The sequence below is a fragment of the Arthrobacter sp. GmRoot5-12 genome (genome assembly GCF_059739365.1).
Genome location: NZ_AP046056.1, coordinates 4,375,324 through 4,394,831 on the forward strand (window position 1 = coordinate 4,375,324; position 19,508 = coordinate 4,394,831).

General features: G+C 62.2%; 16 protein-coding genes and 1 pseudogene. 8 read left to right on the plus strand and 9 right to left on the minus strand.

What is annotated here, in order from left to right; genetic code table 11:
- Positions 1-14: 14 nt before the first annotated feature.
- From AC6JAM_RS20235 to AC6JAM_RS20245, 3 genes are read right to left on the minus strand one after another with little or no spacing between them, the layout of a single operon-like run.
- Positions 15-746, minus strand: coding sequence for a type 1 glutamine amidotransferase (locus AC6JAM_RS20235; RefSeq protein ID WP_497935724.1), 732 nt, complete (start codon positions 744-746; stop codon positions 15-17).
- Positions 743-1,507, minus strand: a complete 765-nt coding sequence (locus tag AC6JAM_RS20240; RefSeq protein ID WP_497935726.1) for a gamma-glutamyl-gamma-aminobutyrate hydrolase family protein — start codon at positions 1,505-1,507, stop codon at positions 743-745. Before AC6JAM_RS20240 ends, AC6JAM_RS20235 begins: the two co-directional genes overlap by 4 nt.
- On the minus strand, positions 1,504-2,436 hold the full coding sequence (locus tag AC6JAM_RS20245) for an alpha/beta fold hydrolase (RefSeq protein WP_497935727.1): 933 nt from the start codon (positions 2,434-2,436) through the stop codon (positions 1,504-1,506). Before AC6JAM_RS20245 ends, AC6JAM_RS20240 begins: the two co-directional genes overlap by 4 nt.
- 360 nt (positions 2,437-2,796) lie before the next feature.
- Here AC6JAM_RS20245 and AC6JAM_RS20250 point away from each other — a divergent pair, with 360 nt between their 5' ends.
- From AC6JAM_RS20250 to AC6JAM_RS20260, 3 genes are all read left to right on the plus strand, one after another.
- Complete coding sequence (locus tag AC6JAM_RS20250; protein ID WP_497935728.1) at positions 2,797-3,276, plus strand: hypothetical protein; 480 nt, start codon at positions 2,797-2,799, stop codon at positions 3,274-3,276.
- Positions 3,277-3,513: 237 nt separating this feature from the next.
- Positions 3,514-4,455: an AraC-like ligand-binding domain-containing protein gene (locus AC6JAM_RS20255; RefSeq protein WP_497935730.1), complete on the plus strand. Its 942-nt coding sequence runs from the start codon at positions 3,514-3,516 to the stop codon at positions 4,453-4,455.
- A 160-nt stretch (positions 4,456-4,615) separates the two neighbouring features.
- Entirely contained in the window at positions 4,616-5,695 is a 1,080-nt protein-coding gene (locus AC6JAM_RS20260) for a carbon-nitrogen hydrolase family protein (protein ID WP_497935731.1), read from the plus strand.
- 875 nt (positions 5,696-6,570) lie between these two features.
- Here the strand turns inward: AC6JAM_RS20260 and AC6JAM_RS20265 are convergent.
- Together AC6JAM_RS20265 and AC6JAM_RS20270 are read right to left on the minus strand one after the other, a co-directional pair.
- Positions 6,571-7,096 (minus strand): annotated as a pseudogene (locus AC6JAM_RS20265) (glycine dehydrogenase (aminomethyl-transferring)); the annotation flags it as partial.
- 502 nt (positions 7,097-7,598) lie between these two features.
- On the minus strand, positions 7,599-8,192 hold the full coding sequence (locus AC6JAM_RS20270) for a lytic transglycosylase domain-containing protein (RefSeq protein ID WP_497935732.1): 594 nt from the start codon (positions 8,190-8,192) through the stop codon (positions 7,599-7,601).
- A 471-nt stretch (positions 8,193-8,663) separates the two neighbouring features.
- Here AC6JAM_RS20270 and AC6JAM_RS20275 point away from each other — a divergent pair, with 471 nt between their 5' ends.
- A complete protein-coding gene (locus tag AC6JAM_RS20275; protein WP_497935733.1) occupies positions 8,664-8,975 on the plus strand; it encodes a transposase in 312 nt (103 codons plus the stop codon).
- 395 nt (positions 8,976-9,370) lie between these two features.
- Here AC6JAM_RS20275 and AC6JAM_RS20280 read toward each other — a convergent pair whose 3' ends face one another.
- From AC6JAM_RS20280 to AC6JAM_RS20295, 4 genes are all read right to left on the minus strand, one after another.
- Complete coding sequence (locus AC6JAM_RS20280) at positions 9,371-9,505, minus strand: hypothetical protein (RefSeq protein WP_497935734.1); 135 nt, start codon at positions 9,503-9,505, stop codon at positions 9,371-9,373.
- A gap of 149 nt (positions 9,506-9,654) precedes the next feature.
- Positions 9,655-11,181 (minus strand): glycoside hydrolase family 32 protein, encoded by a 1,527-nt coding sequence (locus AC6JAM_RS20285; protein WP_497935735.1) that lies wholly within the window; start codon positions 11,179-11,181, stop codon positions 9,655-9,657.
- A gap of 197 nt (positions 11,182-11,378) precedes the next feature.
- On the minus strand, positions 11,379-12,425 hold the full coding sequence (locus AC6JAM_RS20290; RefSeq protein ID WP_497935736.1) for a LacI family DNA-binding transcriptional regulator: 1,047 nt from the start codon (positions 12,423-12,425) through the stop codon (positions 11,379-11,381).
- Between the two features lie 21 nt (positions 12,426-12,446).
- On the minus strand, positions 12,447-13,679 hold the full coding sequence (locus AC6JAM_RS20295; protein WP_497935737.1) for a Gfo/Idh/MocA family protein: 1,233 nt from the start codon (positions 13,677-13,679) through the stop codon (positions 12,447-12,449).
- Positions 13,680-13,833: 154 nt separating this feature from the next.
- On the opposite strand from AC6JAM_RS20295, the gene AC6JAM_RS20300 reads away from it, so the two are divergent.
- The 4 genes from AC6JAM_RS20300 (at position 13,834) to AC6JAM_RS20315 (ending at position 19,365) form a co-directional block, all read left to right on the plus strand.
- Positions 13,834-14,778 carry a carbohydrate ABC transporter permease gene (locus AC6JAM_RS20300; protein ID WP_497935738.1) on the plus strand — a complete coding sequence of 315 codons (945 nt, stop codon included), beginning with the start codon at positions 13,834-13,836 and terminating at the stop codon, positions 14,776-14,778.
- A gap of 11 nt (positions 14,779-14,789) precedes the next feature.
- Positions 14,790-15,692, plus strand: coding sequence for a carbohydrate ABC transporter permease (locus AC6JAM_RS20305; RefSeq protein WP_497935739.1), 903 nt, complete (start codon positions 14,790-14,792; stop codon positions 15,690-15,692).
- A gap of 44 nt (positions 15,693-15,736) precedes the next feature.
- Positions 15,737-17,077 (plus strand): ABC transporter substrate-binding protein, encoded by a 1,341-nt coding sequence (locus AC6JAM_RS20310; protein ID WP_497935741.1) that lies wholly within the window; start codon positions 15,737-15,739, stop codon positions 17,075-17,077.
- A 95-nt stretch (positions 17,078-17,172) separates the two neighbouring features.
- Entirely contained in the window at positions 17,173-19,365 is a 2,193-nt protein-coding gene (locus tag AC6JAM_RS20315; protein WP_497935743.1) for an alpha-galactosidase, read from the plus strand.
- Positions 19,366-19,508 lie beyond the last annotated feature (143 nt).

Sequence of the window (19,508 nt, forward strand, 5' to 3'; positions counted from 1 at the left end):
AGAGGGCGCCTTGCTTACGCTGGGGTCTGCCCAACAGCCGCGACTTGTCGTACCACGTTCGCGAACGCGTACGCCACAGCCTGTCCGTGGCTCTTCAGCACCTCTTCGAGCTCTGCCACCTTGCTTCGGGTCAGTGCGCGCTCATCGGTCGGCAGCCCGTCGACATCACGGTCCATCCAGGACAGGAACTGGTCTGGCACTGCTTCGGGGTGGCTTTGGATGCCCCAAGCGTAGGTGCCAACGCGGAACAACTGGTTCGGAAACTCGGTCGTGCCACCCAATCGAATAGCGTCTGGGGGCAGTTTCGTGACCTCGTCGTAGTGATAGCTGAAGCCCCTGTAGGGCCCCGGCAGCTGCCCGGCGAGTGCATCCTTTGAGGCCATGTCCGTCAGCTCCACTTCCACAACCCCAATCTCCGGGCCACGTTTGCTGCGTTGAACTTCGCCTCCCACGGCCACAGCAAGGAGTTGCGCACCGAGACAGATTCCCAAAAGCGGGGTTTCCGTGTCGACGACGTCACGAATGAGCTGACGCAGCGATGGAAGCCACGGGGCCCGTTCGTCATCACAGGCACCGGGCTGGCCTCCCAAAACGATGAGCGCATCCAGCGAGTCCCCAAGGGGCAGCTGATCACCGGCGTATGGCCGGTGAATCACCACCTCCGTCTCTTGTTCCCGAAGCCAGTCGCCCATCCTTCCCAATGGCGCACCTGGCTCATGTTCCACGACGTCAATCCGGGGACTCATAGGCGGACACTCCTCATCTTGGAGTTGGCCACAGTGGTGCGAGCTGACGACACCTCGCGGGACTGCTCGACGAAAGCGCTGAACAACGGCGATACGTCTTCTTCCTCAGGGTGCCACTGAACACCCAGCACCAGGCTCTGTCCTTCCAGCTCAACGGCTTCGATGATTCCGTCTTCTGCCCAGGCAACCTCGCGCAGGCCGGATCCCAAATGCCGGAGGGCTTGATGGTGGTGGCAGTTCACACGCGTGGATTTCCCCACAACAGACGACAGCCAACTGCCTTCCAATACCCGAACCTGCTTTTGGGCGAAGGTCCCCCCGCCACCGTGGTCCAGTTTCTCGGAGGCGTCGTGGATGTGCTGCTCAAGGGTCCCACCACGCCAGACGTTGAGAAGCTGGGCACCACGGCAGACGGCGAGTACTGGTTTTCCGGCCATGACTGCCGCCTCCAGTACGGCGAGTTCAGCAGCGTCGCGGGCACGACGTGGCTCCCCCGTGGCTGGGTGTGAGGCCTCATAGTAGAGCTTGGGGTCCACGTCGGGTCCGCCGCTGAGAAGGAGCGCGTCCAGCCGAGGGAGCACATCAAGCACCGCGTCAGGGCGTGCGGGTATTAGGAGCGGTGAGCCGCCTGCGTCCGCGACCGCGTCCGCGTAGGCCGCTGGAAGCACGTCAGCATCCCTGTGCCAGTATGACCATCGAGTTCGCTCTCGGTAAGCAGTGATCCCGATGACGGGCCTGCTTCCGACTGGTACGTCGCTCATGCGCGAAGGAACTCGATGATGACCTGATCGTGCTCCTCGGGCTTCTCCCACTGGGGCCAGTGCCCACTGTCGCGCATTAGGTAAAACGAAGCGTTGGGGATCTTTGAGGCAACGTACTCACCGAAATCCGGGCCTTCCCACGGGTTGCCGTCGGTCCAGAATACGAGAGTTTCCGGCTTGAAATTCGCCAGGTCGGCCTCTGTGTAAAGGTCCGTCCACTTCCACTCCCTCCCGATCCGATAGACGTTGCGCATGGCGGCGTTCACCTCGGGATCGGCGTACAAGCGGAGACGGAGTCGGACCATCTCATCGGTCATCCGGCTGGGCTCAGCAACCAGCCATTCCAAGCGTTGCTGCATGGTTTGGTAGTCAGGGTCGATGAGGGTCTTGACTGACAGCTGCTTGAGCTCGTCGAGGCTTCGCGGAGGCGGCGTGAAATCGGTCTTCTCCAGCTGGACGTTCCCGAAACCCGTGTTCAGGATTAGTTTTCCGGCCCTCTCCGGATACATGAAGCCGAAGTGACAGGCGATGGAGGCCCCCATCGACTCACCTTCCACATGAGCCCAGTCGTGACCCAACGCGTCGAGGAGGTCCACCAAAGCCTCGACTTGCAGGCGGTAGCGCTCGTCATCGTCGTACGGTTCCTTGTCCGTGTAGCCGTGATAAAGCGCGTCCACGGCATAAACGTGGAAGCCGTTCGCGGCCAAGTTCCGAAGGTTTCGAGCGTAAGTCTCCGCGTGTCCCCCGATCCCATGTATCAGGATCAGCGGCTCTCCGTCATGACCGGCCTCGATGACTCGGTGGCGCCACCGTTCTCCCTGGACGAGTCGAGTCTGTGTGCCCAGAAGCTCCACCGAGATGGGGTCCCACTCGGACAACGGCTTGCAAGTCACAGGCTCACGGAGCTCGAAGCGTTTCACCTTCAGCATCAGGCCATTCCCTCTTGTAGTTCGTATCGGGCCGGCTGCTCAAATGCATCCGGCTGGTCGTTTACCGCACTCGACTGACATCGAGGCGGTGCCTCGGCTGCTGCACGAGGCGGGTTCAGACCCACCATCGGCGCAGGGTGGCACAACACGCAACAGCGGCGTTCTAGTCCGTGGAACATCACTCCGCTTGGGGCTCATCGAAGTCCACCCGGCCTCACGTTCCTGCCGCCGCGAGTATTAGTCGAGCGAGCGCCTGGCCAAGGCCGCGAAGGACAACAACATCATGGTCGGTATGGGCCCGAGCGAACGCAGCGGCAGGAGCCTCCACATGCCATCGTGTCCCAGGAGATGCAAGACGAAATGTGCGAAACCGACCTGCAAAAAGCCCTCCTGAAGACCGGGGGCGGATACAGCCGCATCTTCGGGCCCGACGGCAAACAGCTCCACGAATCCCTCCCGACAGACCAGGAAGGGATCATCTACGCCGACATCGACCTCGGAACGATCTCACTGTCCAAGGCCATCGCAGACCCGGCCGGCCACTACTCACGCGCCGACGCCACGCAGCTTGTCCTGAACAAAACTGTCCGCCGCCCGGTAATCGAAACCGCGACGGCAGAGCAAGCAACCCGCCATCCTGCTGTCAATCCGCAGCCCGACGCTGCCGCCGAAACCTCCACTTGGGATATTCTCCTAAGTAAGCTACCCCCCGCCGCCGAAGGCAGCTTGTGCTGGCCCTTGCCCTCGGCGTTCTTTTTTGACCCGCTGCAAGGACGGCCTGCTCACGCGGGGACGGGACTCGCACGTGGTGGCCGGCAACTGCGCGATGATCCTCGGTGACTCGGCCATCGTGAGGAATGGCGCCCAGGTCAATGCGAGCTGCTGCAGTGTGAAGCACTACCAACGCCACAAAACCGGCTAGTGGCACGACTGGCTTGGCAGGTTCAAGGGTTCTTCTCCTGAACTGGCTGGACTTGAGGGAAAGTACAATTTCCTTGGGACGGCATTCAGATTCACACTCGTTCAGCCCCCCCCGCCGGTCCCGTTATAAGGGTTGAGTCGTGAAGGAAACGGATCATGGCAACGGTTGTTCGCACGTCTTCTGTTCCGGTCCGGGGCAGGGTTGCATTCTGGACGGAGAGGGTCTCCGAGGCTTTCGTTAGTCTCGACTGCAGGGCCGGCGGCGGCCATGAGGACATTCAGGGCGAGTTGTCCTTGCAGTCGCTGGGATCTCTTGATCTTGCCCGGGTTCGTGCCACAGCGCAGTCAGTTCACCGGACTCCGGGAAGCATCGATTCCTCCGAGGAGGATTTCTTCTTGGTGGGGGTTCAGACGGCTGGCTCGTGCGTAGTGAACCAGGCAGGACGGTCCGCCGTCATTGAAAATGGAGCCTTCGCCCTGTACGACACGACGCGGCCGTACTCCCTTCAGCTGACAGATCACTTTGAACAGCTGGTACTCCGGATGCCCCGGCGTGGGCTTGAGGCCCACCTGCCCGCAGCTGAAGGGCTGACTGCTCTGGCGGTTGGCGCCGATCCAGGGGCTGCCCAAATTCTGGTCAAGACCGTAAAAATGCTTGCGGACGAAATCGAGTTCCTCACCCCGTCCGAGGCCTTGGCTGTCTCCCACGGACTGGAACATTTGATCGTCGCCGGACTGGGCGGTCTCACCAGCATGCTGCCTGAGAGCGACAGTCAATCTAGGAGAAAGCTCATCCAGCGTTACATTTTGGACAACCTGAGAGACGACTCACTGAATATCGCCACGATCGCGCAGCAGCTCCATCTCTCACCGAGCAGCATCCACCGGGCCTTCGCGCTCCAAGGGCAAACCGTCATGGGCTGGGTCTGGCAGCAACGGCTGGAGGGAATCCGGCAAGAGATCCTGGCCGGCCGGCATGAAGGAACCCTCTCCGAGCTGTCCCAGTCCTGGGGATTCTCGGACTCGGCGCACTTCAGCAGGGCCTTCCGGCGCCAATACGGCCATCCCCCGTCGTCGCTGCACCGGTCCCCAACATAGCCGCCGCCATCCAGCATCTTGGCAGTCGGGGGTTGCATGAAAAGCTGACACATACAGTCAATGTCTCTGCGACGGGCAGGCAAGACATGCCTGCACCACACGCCTAACGTTGAGAATATCCAATACGCGGTGACTGAGGTCACAAACTTAGGAGTTTTCAATGGACCACCCCAAGTTCAAGGCGGCGGCCATCCAGGCCGCACCTGTCTTCCTCAATTTGGACGCGACCATCGACAAGGCTGTCGCCCTCATCGAGGAAGCATCCAGCCATGGCGCTGAAGTGATCGCGTTCCCGGAGACCTGGCTTCCGGGCTACCCCTGGTACGCCTGGCTGGACGCGCCCGCACTTTGGCTGGCGAAGTTCGGACAGCGCTACTTTGACAACTCCCTGGAATACGGCACTCCCCAGGCCGAGCGCCTGGCCAAGGCCGCGAAGGACAACAACATCATGGTCGGCATGGGCCTGAGCGAACGCAGCGGCAGCAGCCTCTACATTGCCCAATGGATCATCGGCAACGATGGGAAAACGATCGCCCAGCGCCGCAAGCTCAAGCCCACTCACGTGGAACGCACCATCTACGGTGAAGGGGACGGCAGCGACCTTTCCGTCTGGGACACGAAACTGGGTCGGGTGGGTGGTTTGTGCTGCTGGGAGCACCTGCAGCCACTGTCCAAGTACGCCATGTACGCACAGAACGAACAGGTGCACTTTGCAGCCTGGCCCAGCTTTTCCATTTATGAGGGTGGAGCCTATGCACTCAGTGGCGAAGCCAATGTTGCAGCCTCACGCGTTTACGCCCTGGAAGGATCCTGCTACGTGTTGGCGCCGACCGCCATCGTGTCCCAGGAGATGCAAGACGAAATGTGCGAAACCGACCTGCAAAAAGCCCTCCTGAAGACCGGGGGCGGATACAGCCGCATCTTCGGGCCCGACGGCAAACAGCTCCACGAATCCCTCCCGACAGACCAGGAAGGGATCATCTACGCCGACATCGACCTCGGAACGATCTCACTGTCCAAGGCCATCGCAGACCCGGCCGGCCACTACTCACGCGCCGACGCCACGCAGCTTGTCCTGAACAAAACTGTCCGCCGCCCGGTAATCGAAACCGCGACGGCAGAGCAAGCAACCCGCCATCCTGCTGTCAATCCGCAGCCCGACGCTGCCGCCGAAACCTCCACTTGGCACACGGCATCCGCGGAAATGGAAGGAATCGGGCAAGTACCGCAGACCCTCTGAAGTTCTCGCACCCGAAGTGTGCTTGGTCCCGGATACCGGGACCACGTACACCGGATCGGGCTCTGACTCATTGGCTCCGCGATAATGCTTCTAGCAGTATTCGTAACCACGCAAGCCCGCAGTCTCGCACTGCGCGTTCCCCACAGCCCGTTCCGTGACCGTAGCCGCGCCGGCGCCTAAGGCCACGAGCTATTGGCTGCACCTGACGTCCGCCGCAGGGTCCCTTGGCTCGTGCGTGAGGAACAAGTCAGCATCTGTTCAAAATTTGGAGATGGCGCTCATTCGGGAGCGTCGGAACGTTTTGGGAGCGGGCCTCTGGTGTCATCTTCGGCTCTAGGTTTTCGGACCACGATGTCCCTGCACACATGAAATTCGCTCAGACAATTTTTGGCGTCTCAACGCGTAGACACTCCTCACAGCCGATGGGCGCAGACGCATACGTCCAAATTCATTCTCGGCTTTCAGTCTTCGAAAGGTCACTAATGCCCCAGCCCTTAATCCAATCCGAAAACCACTTGGAAATTTTTGTCGATGATCCACAGAATCTGGGTCGGCTCTTGGATCAAGCAGTACAGCGACTGATTCCAGCAGCTCTAGAACGCCGGTGAGGCATTCTTCGTTACCCAGGTCTTCCCAGACAAGTACACCGTTGAAGTCCACGAAGACGTCGTGTGCGGGGTGGTCCGGGAAAGACGAATCGACCCAACGCCCTGCAGCCATGGCTAGACCGTCTTGACGGAAACAAGGCGTCGTCATGGTGCGACTGGTCATCAGCAGGGTGCTGATAGGGGGCTGTGGAAGTCGGCCTATGAGGCCTGCCCGTCTGGACCCTCAGCAAGGTTGTTGAAGCTGCAGAGATGGATGCCCGAGATGTTGCCGGGATGGCTTTCCTTGTTCTTGTTGCCGCGGCGCATCAGCAGCACGGCTTCGGCCACGGCGGTTGCTTCATCCAGTAGCGATGCGTTGGCGATGGGCTGGCCCACCAGGTCCTGCACCATGGTCTCGAAGTTAAGCAGAGCCTCAAGCCGCCCCTGCGAAATCTCCGGCTGGTAGGGCGTGTACGCCGTGTACCAGGCCGGGGCTTCAAGGATATTGCGGCGGATCACCGGCGGCGTCACGGTGTCGTAATAACCCTGCCCGATCATCTGCACGGCAGTCTTGTTCTTGGCCGCCAGCTTGCGGAGCTCGGCGAGGACCTGGACTTCGCTCAGGACGCTGTCCAGGGTAGGGGGCTTGTCCTGGCGGATGAAATCCGGGACCGCGCTGTCGACGGGGCCCTCCACACTGTCGTAGCCGACGGCCTTCAGCATGGTGTCAATGTCGGACCGGCGGCGCACCGATATGGCTGTCTGCGTAGGTGGACGGGGACGACTGGACGTCATGAGGAACTCCACAATTCAGGTGGCGCCAAGGCTCCACAAAGATTTGGGGTTCCTCCCGGCTCTGTATTGGACCTGGGAGTTTCCGCTTTGCCTAAGAGCTATCTCAGCTGTCGTTTGCGAAGCATGCTGCGAGACCCGCGCAAATGGTGACACAAGGGCGCATCGCCACCCGCACCATTTCCGAAAAGTCAAGCTTTGTCAACACGAAGGAATCAAAAAGCCGCTGACCTGCGAAAACACTGTGCCCGAGGTTGGACTCGAACTACATTCCAGCCCAAGCAAACACTGGGAATTCGCGGAAACATGCGGATTCCGGGGCAGTCCGGCGACTGTGAAGTCTGATCCGGGTCCAAGAGTGTAAACAATGTACACACTCTTTTTCAGGGCCGTTTGGGCGACGAAGTTGCTGCCTTGGGCACTCGGGTGGACATGTCTCACTTTCCGGACAGGTCGCTCGCAGCCGCGAATAGATCCGACGCCTCTACGTACGGAGGAGAGTATGGGCTCTCAAAATCGTGGGCTCAACCCCCGGCGCCAGTCTTGGCGGCATATGCAACGGCCTGGTCACGTACTTGACCGATGTAAGCGTCGGACTGATTGTAAGCGTAGATCGCGTCTGTCCACCCTTGTGCTGTTGTGAGGTCACGGCCGCCGGAACACAAATAGCTCGCCGCGCTGAGGGCGGCATCGTCAATATTGAACGGATCCGCCGTGCCATCCCCGTTACCGTCCCGCCCCACGAGCTGCCACGTGGAAGGGATAAACTGCATTGGTCCCACAGCACGGTCCCAGCGGGTATCGCCGTCCAGGACACTCTCGTCCGTGTCGGCAATGGCAGCGAATCCGGCACCGTCGAGAACCGGGCCCACAACCGGGCGGCTCCCCTGCCCCGCGGCGGTCAGGCTACCGCCGCCGTACGTCCCGTGCGCTGTTTCGACAGAACCAACGGCTGCCACGGTGTTCCAACCGACCCCGCATGCCGAGACAGTAGCATTCACGGTCACTGCCGCGGCAACATACGCCCGCAGCGCCCGTTCAGGGATCCCAGTCTGTTCCGCAGCCCGGATAGCCCAGTCGGCATCGGGGCTTCTCGTTACGTTCAGGGCAGTGGCCATGCCGGAGGACAGAATTTCGAGCTCAGCCTCCGCCCGCGGCGGCGGAGAAAAAGCACTACGGGTCTCCGCGGCAAGCTGCCCACGCACCCGGAACAAGGAACCAGTAGTTACACAAAGCACAAACAGGATAAAAACTACAAGACGTCTGAGACGGAGCACCGACTAATCAAACCATCTAAAGCCCTCCACCGTTGATAACGGGCTTCGACGGCACTTCGATTACTCCGACACGGCGCCTCGCGGCACGGAATCCTGGTGGCCTGGTAACTCACTCCCCGCAGAAGTCATGCTGCATGAGCCCAGTTCCGGGATGAACAAGTAGAAGCTAAATCACTGCTTGTCATTCTGATATGTCCCATGATCGCTGGGCGGGGCCTCCACGCAACCAGGACGCTACCGCGCCGGCCCCGGACCGAAAACTGAACCGTCCCGGGTTTGATGCCGCTATCTTCTGTGAGAAAGATAGTGATTGTGCCCAAGCAGTTCCCGCCCGAAGTCCGTGACCGTGCAGTGCGCATGACCATGGATCGGTTGTCCGAATACCCGTCTGTCTATGCTGCTTACAAGGCACTGGCGCCGAAGCTCGGGGTCGGCGCTGAATCGTTGCGCCGGTGGGTTGTCCAGGCCCAGGTGGACGCCGGTGAGAAGACCGGCCCGAGCAGTGATGAGCTGGAGGAGATCAAGCGGCTCCGGGCTGAGGTGAGGGACTTGAAAGAGTCCAATGAGATCCTGAAACAGGCTTCGATTTTCTTCGCGAGGGAGCTCGCCCCTCGCCGCCGCTGATTTGTCGATTCATCGACGAAAAGCGCGCTGTTGGTTATGCGGTCGAGATCACCGCCGCCGGGGCCAATCCCTCGCCTGCCAGGGCGTGACAGCGTCGTCCTTACACGGTGCGGAGTTTTACCGAAGTTGCCGGCCGGCCATCACCCTGGGAGACCTGGTGCCTTGTAGGGGTAGCCTACCGCGACACTCCGGACCCATGATGGCACTATGACTGATCCCCAGCGGAAACTATCCGCCGCCGAGCTCGCCGAAGCCAGGCTCACCGACTGGCGCATGACCGGCGAGACCCGGCTAGTTGACGGAATCGTCACTATCGGTTTTCGAATGATCAGGCAGTGTCCCATAAACAGGCTGTTTCGGCATCGATCGTGGTGCTCTTCCCCGGACACGAAACATCAGAAGTTCTCAGTCAGCGCCCGGTTCGCGGTGCGGATGTCCAAGAATGCAGGGTCAGAAGGCTCAGCGGAGCCGGTCAGGGCTGCCACCCATGCCGCGTGTTCTGCGTTTTCGGGTTGTGATCGGTCGACCAAGGCATCCAGGATTTCCTCGTAGCCGGGAAATCCCCCGGAGTCTTCCGGCGAGTCAAGTGTTCAGTCGGGTCGGCGGAGCATCGTCGTCCGCGGGTCGGCGCCGAAACCATACGTGGCCCGGGGAAGCCCTCTTCGTGCGTGATTAGACGCTACCGGCTCAGAACCAGTGGCTCCGCGGGTCGCGTCACTTTCAGGCAGGGGGCGGCGGCGGTCCCTCCTTTGGAGTATAGCGACAGACGGGTGCTGTCCGGCCCGGGAAATATCAAACCTGTCATGGTGACCTGGCCCTTTTGGGCGAAGACTTCCACTGAGCAGTGGTCGATGAATAGGGTGAGGGTGTATGACCCGTCAGAAGCAGCTTTCAGTGGTGCCGTATCGGTGGAAGCAAAGGCGTCATGGAATTTCGTGTTGCCGGAGCCTGTCCGGTCCATGATGAGCCGGTTCTCGGAGGGGCGGATGGCGATGCGTGTGCCGTCGGTGCCCTTGCCTCGAATGATGAGTCCGAATTCCTCTGCGGATTCCGGGATGAGGGTCACGTCGATGATCTCTACCGGTGCTCCGGTGTGCAGGTGGTGCGTTCCTTCATCCAGTGCAAGGTCAGACCAGGTGTTCACCGATAGTGGGCTGCCGTTTCGGTATTCGTCGGCGACCCGTTGGGACAGTCGGGGCTGGCCTTGGTCTGTGACCAAAGCCATTTCGCGCACGAGTGACATGGAACTGCGCCACGGCCAGGTCGGGATGGCGGCGCCGTATTGCCAGTTGTTCATCCAGCCGACCATGAGACGGCGCCCGTCGGGGGCGTTGTTGAAAGAGACGGCCGCGTAGTAGTCACGTCCCCAATCGAGCCAGTGGTAGGTGTCGAGCTCGGCAATTTGGCTTCTGCCGTCGGTGACGGTTGTTTCGGATGTGAAGGCGACGCCGTCGAAGTGGCCGACAAAGTATTGACCGCCTGATCCGCCGTTGGGTCCTCCGGGGTTGAGGTTCACGGTGAGAATCCATTTGGTCTGCTCTTCGTCGCCGTCCAGTGGCAAGGGGAAAAGGTCCGGGCACTCCCAGACGCCGCCGGTGGCGTTGGCGGGTCCGAAGCTGCTGAGGTAGTGCCAGTCCCGAAGGTTATCGGAGCTGTAGATGACCACTTTGTGCTCGTTGGCTTCGACGGCCACCATGACCCAGTAGCTGCCCGGGGGCCCGTCATAGCGGAACACCTTCGGATCGCGGAAGTCTGCGGAGTTCCTGTCGAGGACGGGGTTGCCCTGGTGCTTCGTCCAGGTGTAGCCGCCGTCTGAACTCCAGGCCAGGGACTGGGCCTGTGTGCCCCGACGGGCTGAGCTGTCCTTATAGGCGCTGGTGTAAATTGCCACCAGCGGGGCGGTCTGCCCGTTGCCGAGGCCGCTGGTGTTGTAATGGTCGATGACGATGCTGCCGGAGAAGATGTCCTCTTCGGCGTCGCAAAGGATGGCCACGGGCTGCTCGTCCCAGTTGACCAGGTCCACCGAGGTGGCGTGGCCCCAGGACATGTTGCCCCAAACGTTCCCGAAGGGGTTGTTCTGGTAATAGAGGTGATAAATGCCCTCGTGGTAGACGAGCCCGTTCGGGTCGTTCAGCCAGCTGTTTTTGGCCGTGTAGTGGATGGCGGGCCTGAAGATGTCATCCTCGTGGGCGGAAATAGCAGTCATGACGTTGGGTGCCTTTGTGGTTTATCGGTGGGTACGCCGCTGGCAGATGGGCAGCCGCGGCTGCTGCCAGGTGCCCTCCGGGCAGCAAGGAAACTCCTGTGGGCGGTTGGGGACCGGAAGGACGGGTTCTCGTTGTGGTGGGACGCCGGCCCCTACGGCCGGTGATTACTTTGACGCAGCCGGAGAGGCTGTGATTGTCAGCGGCAGCCGCAGGATGCCCGCAGTACCAGCTCGGCAGGGAAGATTTGGGTTTTCGTTTGGGTCTCCTGTCCGGGCTCCGGGGTTAGGAGAGCGTTCAGGGCTGCCTGGGCCAAGGCCTCTAAGGGTTGGGCGACTGTACTGAGCCGGGGCCAGGTGTATTCAGATTCGGGTGCGCCGTCGAAGGAGAATACGGCCAGGTCCTCCGGTAGCCCGAGACCGCCCTCGTGGAGGGCGCAGAGGAAACCGGCCGCTTGTTGGTCGGAGCTAACGAAGACGGCGGTGGGCCGCTCGGTACGGGCCAGCAGTTCCTGTCCGGCATGGAAGCCGCCTTCGCGGGTGAAGGGCACCCGAATGATTGGGCCGGCCGTGAGGCCGGCATTCTGGATGCCCTGATGCCAGCCGACCTCGCGTGCGTCAAGCTCACTGTCGGCATTGCCGCCGATGACCAGTCCGATCCGTTCGTGGCCGTGGCTGATGAGGTGCTCAACAGCCGCCCGCGCTCCCGCCTGGAAGTCCACTCCAACAGCATTTGCACCGTGCCCCCTCGCGCCGCCTTTCGCGACAACGTCGGCAGGATGGTTCAGGAGCACAACAGGAATGTCTGCCTGTTCAAGGTCGATTAGATCAGGCTCGAACAGCACACTGGAAAGGAACAGGCCGTCCACCCTCCTCGCGGCGAAGTTCTTGATGAGGCGGCGCTCTGTGCGTAGCGAGTCCTGGGAGTCTGCCAGCAGAAGGGTGTAGCCCTGCTCGGCCGCGGCGTTTTCGACGGCGCGGGCGAGCGAGGCGTAGAATGGATTGATGGCGTCGGGGACGATCAGGGCGAGCATTTCGCTGGAACCTAAGGCAAGTGCCCTGGCTGCCGAGTTGGGCCGGTAACCCAGCGCTCTGATTGCCTGCCGCACCTTGGCCTCGTTCGCAGCGGATACCGGCCTCGGCCCACCGTTGACCACGTAACTGACGACGGCGCTGCTGACCCCTGCCAGCCGGGCGACATCGTCGCGCGTAACAGCGGATTTGGCGTGTGAGGTCGGGTGCGGCATGGCATCTATGCTAGCGGCGTTTCACTTGGCGGACTCGCGAAGTACCGGGCGGGGCATCTCGGCCGGGGCGTCGCCGAAGTCGGGCACTGGCAGGCGTTCGCCGCCGCGCAGGGCCGACTGGTGGGCAATGATGCCGGGAAGCGTGTAGCGGGCCGCTTCCCAGGCGTTGACCGGAGGCAGTGTGCCGGTGTTGATGGCGGTGACGAAGTCATCGACGAGGAAGTGGTGGCTGCCCTCGTGGCCGTTGGGCAGACCGCGGAACTCCGCCGGCAGTCGTCCGGCGTCGTGCACGGAGGCCATGCCGGAAATAAAGGCATCGCGCAGTGCAGGAGCCACGTCGGCCAACATTGGGTCATCCGTATCCATGGTGGCCTGGGTCTCGAGCTGGTCACTGATGTCGGTCACGGCGTGCTTGTCCTGCCAGACGCTGACCAGGGCGAGCTGTTCGAAGCTGGCCTCCGTACCGAAGTAGCGGAAGCGACTCTCGCGCAGATGGGAAGGGTAGCCCACCCTGCGGAACTCATTGATGCGCATGGACCCGCCGCCGGCGAGTTCGAACAGGGCACTGGCGTTGGAGAAGTCATTGGCGAACATGCTCACGTCGCGGTCGAAGACGCCGTCGCCGCGCTCATCCCGGTAGCCGACGCAGCTGACGCTGACGGCGTGGGAGCCGGTTGCTCCGAGCACCCCGCCCACGGAGTGGGTGGGGTAGAGCATGGGCGGGTAGCTGGCGGTGCGCTTCCAGTTTTCTCCGCCGCTGTACTGGTAGGCGTCGTAGAAGCCGAGGTCCATGTCGTGGACGTAGTCGCCCTCGGCGTAGAAGATCCGGCCGAAGGCGCCCTCGGCATTCTTCTTGCGGGCAAAGACGGTTGCGGGGTTGTAGTAACTGGTCTCACCCATCATGTAGGTCAGCCCGGTTTCGCGGACCGCTTCGATGATTTCGGCGATCTCCTCTTCGGAGATCGCCATCGGCACGGCGGAGTAGACGTGCTTGCCGGCGCGCAGGGCCTGCAGCACGAGGGGTCCGTGGGTCCAGCGCTGGGTGAAGATCGCCACGGCGTCGACATCGCTTTCAAGCATTGCCTCGAAGCTGTCGAACGTCCCTGCTGCGCCGGCGCTGCTGCTTTGGGCCTCTGCACGCTCAGTGATGAGGTCGGTGAGATAGATGTCTGAGATACCGGGGTGGGCGGCGAAGAGCTTGGCGAATACGCCTGCGAACTGTCCCGCACCAACGATTCCAATTGAAGAAGTCATGGAAGAAGTATGGGCACGGAATCTACGCGCGTCAACAAGATCGTTTGAAAAGGCATCATTTCGCCTGAAATCCAAGGAAGTTCTTGCATTTTTCGTAGCTACGCGCGTAGAGTGGCCGTCAATTGTTACTTGCCTCACAGAAGAGGGATCAAAGATGACCACCATTACCGAGCAGCCCCCAGCCGCAGCGCACAAGGCGCCGCAGCGTTCCAACCGGCGCCGTGGCATGGGCAAACTGCGCGACCTGAAGGTCGGGCTGCTGTTTATCCTCCCGGCGATGATCGGCCTCGTTGCTTTTTCTCTAGTCCCGACCATCCGTGGCATCTACTTGAGCTTCACCGAGTACAGCATCCTCGGAGAGCCCAAATGGGTCGGCCTCGACAACTACGCGGCGATCTTCAAGGATGAGCTCTTCTGGAACGCGATGGTTGTGACCATCCAGTACGTCGCAATCAACATCGTATTCCAGACAGTCATCGCTCTTGGCTTGGCGCTGCTGATGCACCGTGTCGCCAAGTCCACGTTCGTCCGTGGTGCGTTGCTGCTTCCGTTCCTGGTGGCCAACGTGATCGTCGCACTGCTGTGGTTCTGGATGCTCGACTACCAGATCGGCATCGTCAACGAGATCATCAACTGGTTCGGACTGCCCCGCATTGCCTTCTTCGGCAGCGATCAATGGGCCATCCCCACCATCGCCGGCGTCAACGTCTGGCGGCACATGGGCTATACCGCCTTGCTCATCTTCGCCGGCCTCCAGGCCATCCCCCAACACGTCTACGAAGTGGCTTCCCTGGACGGGGCTTCCCCTACCCGGACGTTCTGGAGCATCACCATGCCGCTCCTGCGTCCGGTCCTGGCACTGGTCCTGGTGGTCACCGTCATCGGATCGTTCCAGGTCTTCGACACCGTCGCGGTCACCACCGGCGGCGGTCCGGTCAACGCCACCCGCGTCATCCAGATGTACATCTACCAAAAAGCCTTCGGCGAATCGGACTTCGGCTACGCCTCCGCCCTGTCCGTCATTCTCTTCCTCATTCTTGCCCTGGTGGCTTTCGTGCAAATGAAGTTCCTCAAGGGCAACGAATCGGATCTGGATTAAGGAACCCCGACATGACAACATCAACGCTCTCCCGCACGAAGCCAGTCAACTGGCATCGCATCGGGGCGTGGGCCGTCATCGCCCTCGCGCTGGCCGTCACTATCTTCCCGTTCCTCTGGATGCTCCGCACGGCCCTCTCCAGCAACCACTCGCTGGCCTCCAACTCCGCGAACCTTTTGCCGGCGGACTTCTCCTGGGGCGCCTTCAAGCGTGTCTTTGGAATGCAGACTACAGAGGAGGCCATCGCCGAAGGAGGTTCCGGGGCAGCCATCGACTTCTGGCTGTACCTGCGCAACTCGATACTCTTTTCCACCGTCACTACCGCAGCCCAGGTCTTTTTCAGCGCACTGGCCGCCTACGCCTTCGCCCGGCTCCGCTGGCCCGGGCGAGACAAGGTCTTCTCCGTGTTCCTGGCCACCATGATGATTCCGGGGATCTTCACCGCGCTGCCCAACTTCCTCATGATCAAGAACCTGGGTCTGCTGAACACGTTCGCAGGACTGACACTGCCCTTCCTGTTCATGTCCGCGTTCGCCATCTTCTTCCTGCGGCAGTTCTTCCTGAGCATGTCCCGCGAAGTCGAGGAGGCAGCCATGCTCGACGGGGCCAAGAGCCTGCGTATCTTCTTCCAGATCGTGCTGCCCAACGCCGCCGCACCCCTGGCCACCCTCGCGCTGCTGACGTTCATCGGCCAATGGAACGAATACTTCTGGCCACTGCTGGTGGGCAACGACGAGAGCATCCGCGTCCTCACCGTGGGCCTAAGCGTCTTCAAGTCCCAGTCCCCCCAGGGCGCCCCGGACTGGTCCGGACTCATGGCCGCCACCATCGTTGCGGCAGTGCCCATCCTCATCCTGTTCCTCGCCTTCGGCAAAAAGGTGGTCAACTCCATCGGCTTCTCCGGAATCAAGTAACACCTCACTTCCCTCCTCCCAAGAAACACCTCGAAAGGACCACCATGAAGAAAACTATCGGTGTCGCAGCTGCCGCCGCGGCAATCGCCCTTTCACTGTCCGCCTGCGGCGGAGGCAGCACCGCCTCCACCGAGGCCAAGGGTGAAATCAACTATTGGCTGTGGGACGCCAACCAGCTCCCCGCGTACCAGCAGTGCGCGGAGGATTTCACCAAGGCCAACCCGGACATCAAAGTCAAGATCACCCAGCGTGGCTGGAGTGACTACTGGACCACCCTGACCAACGGCTTCGTCGCCGGAAACGCCCCGGACGTCTTCACCGACCACGTGTCCAAGTACCCAGAATTCGCCGCCAAAAAGCAACTCCTGCCCCTCGACGACGCCGTCAACAAGGACCACGTCGATCTCTCGATCTACAACAAGGGCCTGGCCGATCTCTGGGTGGGCCAGGACGGCAAGCGCTACGGCCTTCCCAAGGACTGGGACACCGTGGGCCTCTTCTACAACAAGGCCATGACCGACGCCGCCGGCATCACGGCCGAGCAGATGGCCAAGCTGGATTGGAACCCCAAGGATGGTGGCAGCTACGAGAAGACCATCGCCCACCTGACCGTTGACAAGAACGGTAAGCGCGGAGACGAAGCCGGCTTCGATAAGAACAACGTGGCCGTCTACGGCCTGGGTTTGGAGTCCTCTGGCTCGGGCCAGGGCCAGACCCAGTGGAGCTTCCTGACGGCCACCACCGGCTGGACCCACACGGATAAGAACCCCTGGGGCACCAAGTTCAACTACGACGACCCCAGGTTCCAGGAAACCATCGCCTGGTGGGCAGGGCTGGCGGACAAGGGCTACATGCCGAAACTTGAAACAACGGTAGGCGCCAGCATGCAGGACACCTTTGGCGCCGGCAAGGCCGCCATCAACACCTCCGGCGACTGGACGATCGGCCAGTACACCGGCTACAAGGGCATCCAGACCGGCATCGCACCCACCCCGACGGGACCGGACGGCAAGCGCGCGTCCATGTTCAACGGCCTGGCCGACTCCATCTACGCCGGCACCAAGAACCCTGCCGCATCCGTCAAATGGGTCGAATACCTCGGTTCCTCAGCCTGCCAGGACGTCGTCGCATCCAAGGGAGTCGTCTTTCCCGCCGTCAAGTCCTCCGCCGCCAAGACTGTCGCGGCCTTCAAAACCCAGGGCATCGACGTCACCCCCTTCACCCAACACGTGGAGGATGGAACGACGTTCCTCTACCCGATCGCGGACAATGCTGCCAAAGTCGACGGCATCATGAATCCCGCCATGGACGCAGTGGTCTCCGGCAAGGCCGCGGCCAGTTCCCTCACCCAGGCCAACGAAAAGGTCGACGCCCTCTTCAAGTAGGGCCATCCGCTTTACCGACTGCGCGCCGCAGGCAACGACTTCCCCGCGGCGCGCAGCCCACCCCTTACTTCCACACCCGCAGAAAGACATCATTTATGGACCCGCTACACCTCCGTTCCGCCGGCACCAGCCTGGTGATCAGCTTCGACAGCCGGGAGGCCGAGGTCATCCACTGGGGCGCGGATCTTGGCAGCACGCTGCCGGACCTCGCCCTCCTCACAGCCGCTATCCCACCGTCGTCCATCGACGCCGCCGTACCCACCGGCCTCCTGCCCCAGGCCGCATCCGGTTGGCGAGGCCGGGCTGGCCTGCGCGGACACCGGATGGCCGACGGCGTCTCCGGCCTGGACTTCTCAGCCCGCCTCCGCGTCGTCACTGCCAGCACCGAGGGCAACTCCGCCGTCATCGCCCAGTCCGATCCCGACGCCGGCCTCACCGTTACGTCCGCCCTGACCTTGCACGACGGCGGCCTGCTGGAGCTGCGCCACACTGTCACCAATGATGGCACCACCCCGTTCCAGGTGGACGAACTGGCGACCGTCCTCCCGGTGGCCCCTGACGCCGTCGAACTTCTGGACCTCACTGGGCGCTGGTGCCGGGAACGCCACCCACAGCGCCGCCCCATCCAACAGGGCACCTGGGTCCGCACCGGCCGGCACGGCCGCACCGGACACGACTCCTCCCTGCTTTTCGCCGCGGGCACCGCCGGATTTGGCAACCGCCACGGCAAGGTATGGGCCACGCACCTGGCCTGGAGCGGCAACCACGAACAGTTCGCGGACACCATCGGCGACGGCCGCACCATGATCGGCGGCTCCGAACTCCTCGGTCCCGCCGAAGTCATCCTCGAACCAGGCACCAGCTACACCACTCCTGTGCTCTTTGCTGCCTACTCGGACCGCGGCCTGGACGGCATCAGCGAGGCGTTCTACCGCTGGTTCCGGTCCCGCCCCCACCACGTTTTGCCAGCAACCACCACCGGGCTGCCAGCCGGCAAGCCTCGTCCGGTGGTGCTCAATGTCTGGGAAGCCGTCTACTTCGACCACAACTTGGCCACCCTCATCGAGCTGGCTGAGTCCGCCGCGGAGCTTGGTGTTGAGCGCTTCGTGCTCGACGACGGCTGGTTCCGCGGACGCCGCGACGACCGCGCCGGACTGGGCGACTGGTACGTCGACGAGTCACTCTGGCCCGACGGCCTCACGCCGCTGATCGACGCCGTCACCTCCCGCGGCATGGAGTTCGGCCTCTGGGTGGAACCGGAAATGGTCAACCTGGACTCCGACATCGTCCGTGCGCACCCGGAATGGATTGTTGGCCCGTCCGTCCAGAGCTACAAGGACGGCGGCCGCCTGCCACTCGAATGGCGGCAGCAGCACGTCATCGACCTCGTAAACCCGGCGGCGTGGCAGTACATCTATGACAGCATTGACGCCCTTCTGCGTGAAAACAACATCAGCTACCTCAAGTGGGACCAGAACCGCGACCTGCTCGAACACGGTCATGCCGGCCGCTCCTCCGTCCACGAACAGACCCTCGCCGCCTACCGCCTCTTTGACGAGCTCCGCACGGCGCATCCCGGCGTCGACATCGAGAGCTGCTCCTCGGGCGGCGGCCGCGTAGACCTGGCCATCCTGGAACGCACCGATCGCATCTGGGCCTCGGACTGCAACGACGCCCTGGAACGCCAGACCATCCAGCGCTGGACCGGCGTTGTGGTCCCGCCCGAGCTGGTGGGCAGCCACATCGGACCCACCACCTCGCACACCACCTCACGCACCCACGACCTGTCGTTCCGCGCCATCACCGCACTGTTCGGCCACTTCGGCATGGAGTGGGACGTCCGGCAGGTTTCCGGCGCCGAGCGCGAGGAACTCAAGCGGTTCATCGGCCTGTACAAAGAACACCGGAACCTGATCCACTCCAGCAGCATGGTCCGCGTCGACGTGCCCGACGATTCCCTCATGCTGCACGGCGTAGTGGCCCCCAACGGTGCCCCGCAAGGCACAACCGCGGCACTGTTCGCCGTCGTGAGTATGCGCGCGGCGGTCGCTGAACAGCCGGGACGGATATCCATCCCGGGTCTGGAGCCGGGCCGAGAGTACCGTGTGGAGGCTGTCTTCCCGGCTCCGGGTGACGCCGACTACCCGCATACGTTCATCCAGGTGCGGCCTCCGGCCTGGCTGGCGGACGGCGCGGCAGCCACCGGCCGGTTCCTGGCTGAGGTTGGGTTGCCCATGCCCGCCCTCAATCCGGAACACGCACTGCTCCTCGAACTCACAGCGTTGTAACAACTGATGGGCCTGCCCCGACGTTCCCCGCTCTCCAGAACCGCCGGAACGTCGGGGTGGCCTTCGCTCAGTAAGGATGCACAACGGAATTCTGGTCACAGGTGGCACCGGTATATCGGTTCGCACACAGTCTTGTACCTACA

What these genes read in the sequence shown, in the direction of transcription:
- AC6JAM_RS20235 (WP_497935724.1), bottom strand. Translation starts at nt 746, where the DNA reads ATGAGTCCCCGGATTGACGTCGTGGAACATGAGCCAGGTGCGCCATTG.
- AC6JAM_RS20240 (WP_497935726.1), bottom strand. Translation starts at nt 1,507, where the DNA reads ATGAGCGACGTACCAGTCGGAAGCAGGCCCGTCATCGGGATCACTGCT.
- AC6JAM_RS20245 (WP_497935727.1), bottom strand. Translation starts at nt 2,436, where the DNA reads ATGCTGAAGGTGAAACGCTTCGAGCTCCGTGAGCCTGTGACTTGCAAG.
- AC6JAM_RS20250 (WP_497935728.1), top strand. Translation starts at nt 2,797, where the DNA reads ATGTGCGAAACCGACCTGCAAAAAGCCCTCCTGAAGACCGGGGGCGGA.
- AC6JAM_RS20255 (WP_497935730.1), top strand. Translation starts at nt 3,514, where the DNA reads ATGGCAACGGTTGTTCGCACGTCTTCTGTTCCGGTCCGGGGCAGGGTT.
- AC6JAM_RS20260 (WP_497935731.1), top strand. Translation starts at nt 4,616, where the DNA reads ATGGACCACCCCAAGTTCAAGGCGGCGGCCATCCAGGCCGCACCTGTC.
- AC6JAM_RS20270 (WP_497935732.1), bottom strand. Translation starts at nt 8,192, where the DNA reads ATGGCCACTGCCCTGAACGTAACGAGAAGCCCCGATGCCGACTGGGCT.
- AC6JAM_RS20285 (WP_497935735.1), bottom strand. Translation starts at nt 11,181, where the DNA reads ATGACTGCTATTTCCGCCCACGAGGATGACATCTTCAGGCCCGCCATC.
- AC6JAM_RS20290 (WP_497935736.1), bottom strand. Translation starts at nt 12,425, where the DNA reads ATGCCGCACCCGACCTCACACGCCAAATCCGCTGTTACGCGCGACGAT.
- AC6JAM_RS20295 (WP_497935737.1), bottom strand. Translation starts at nt 13,679, where the DNA reads ATGACTTCTTCAATTGGAATCGTTGGTGCGGGACAGTTCGCAGGCGTA.
- AC6JAM_RS20300 (WP_497935738.1), top strand. Translation starts at nt 13,834, where the DNA reads ATGACCACCATTACCGAGCAGCCCCCAGCCGCAGCGCACAAGGCGCCG.
- AC6JAM_RS20305 (WP_497935739.1), top strand. Translation starts at nt 14,790, where the DNA reads ATGACAACATCAACGCTCTCCCGCACGAAGCCAGTCAACTGGCATCGC.
- AC6JAM_RS20310 (WP_497935741.1), top strand. Translation starts at nt 15,737, where the DNA reads ATGAAGAAAACTATCGGTGTCGCAGCTGCCGCCGCGGCAATCGCCCTT.
- AC6JAM_RS20315 (WP_497935743.1), top strand. Translation starts at nt 17,173, where the DNA reads ATGGACCCGCTACACCTCCGTTCCGCCGGCACCAGCCTGGTGATCAGC.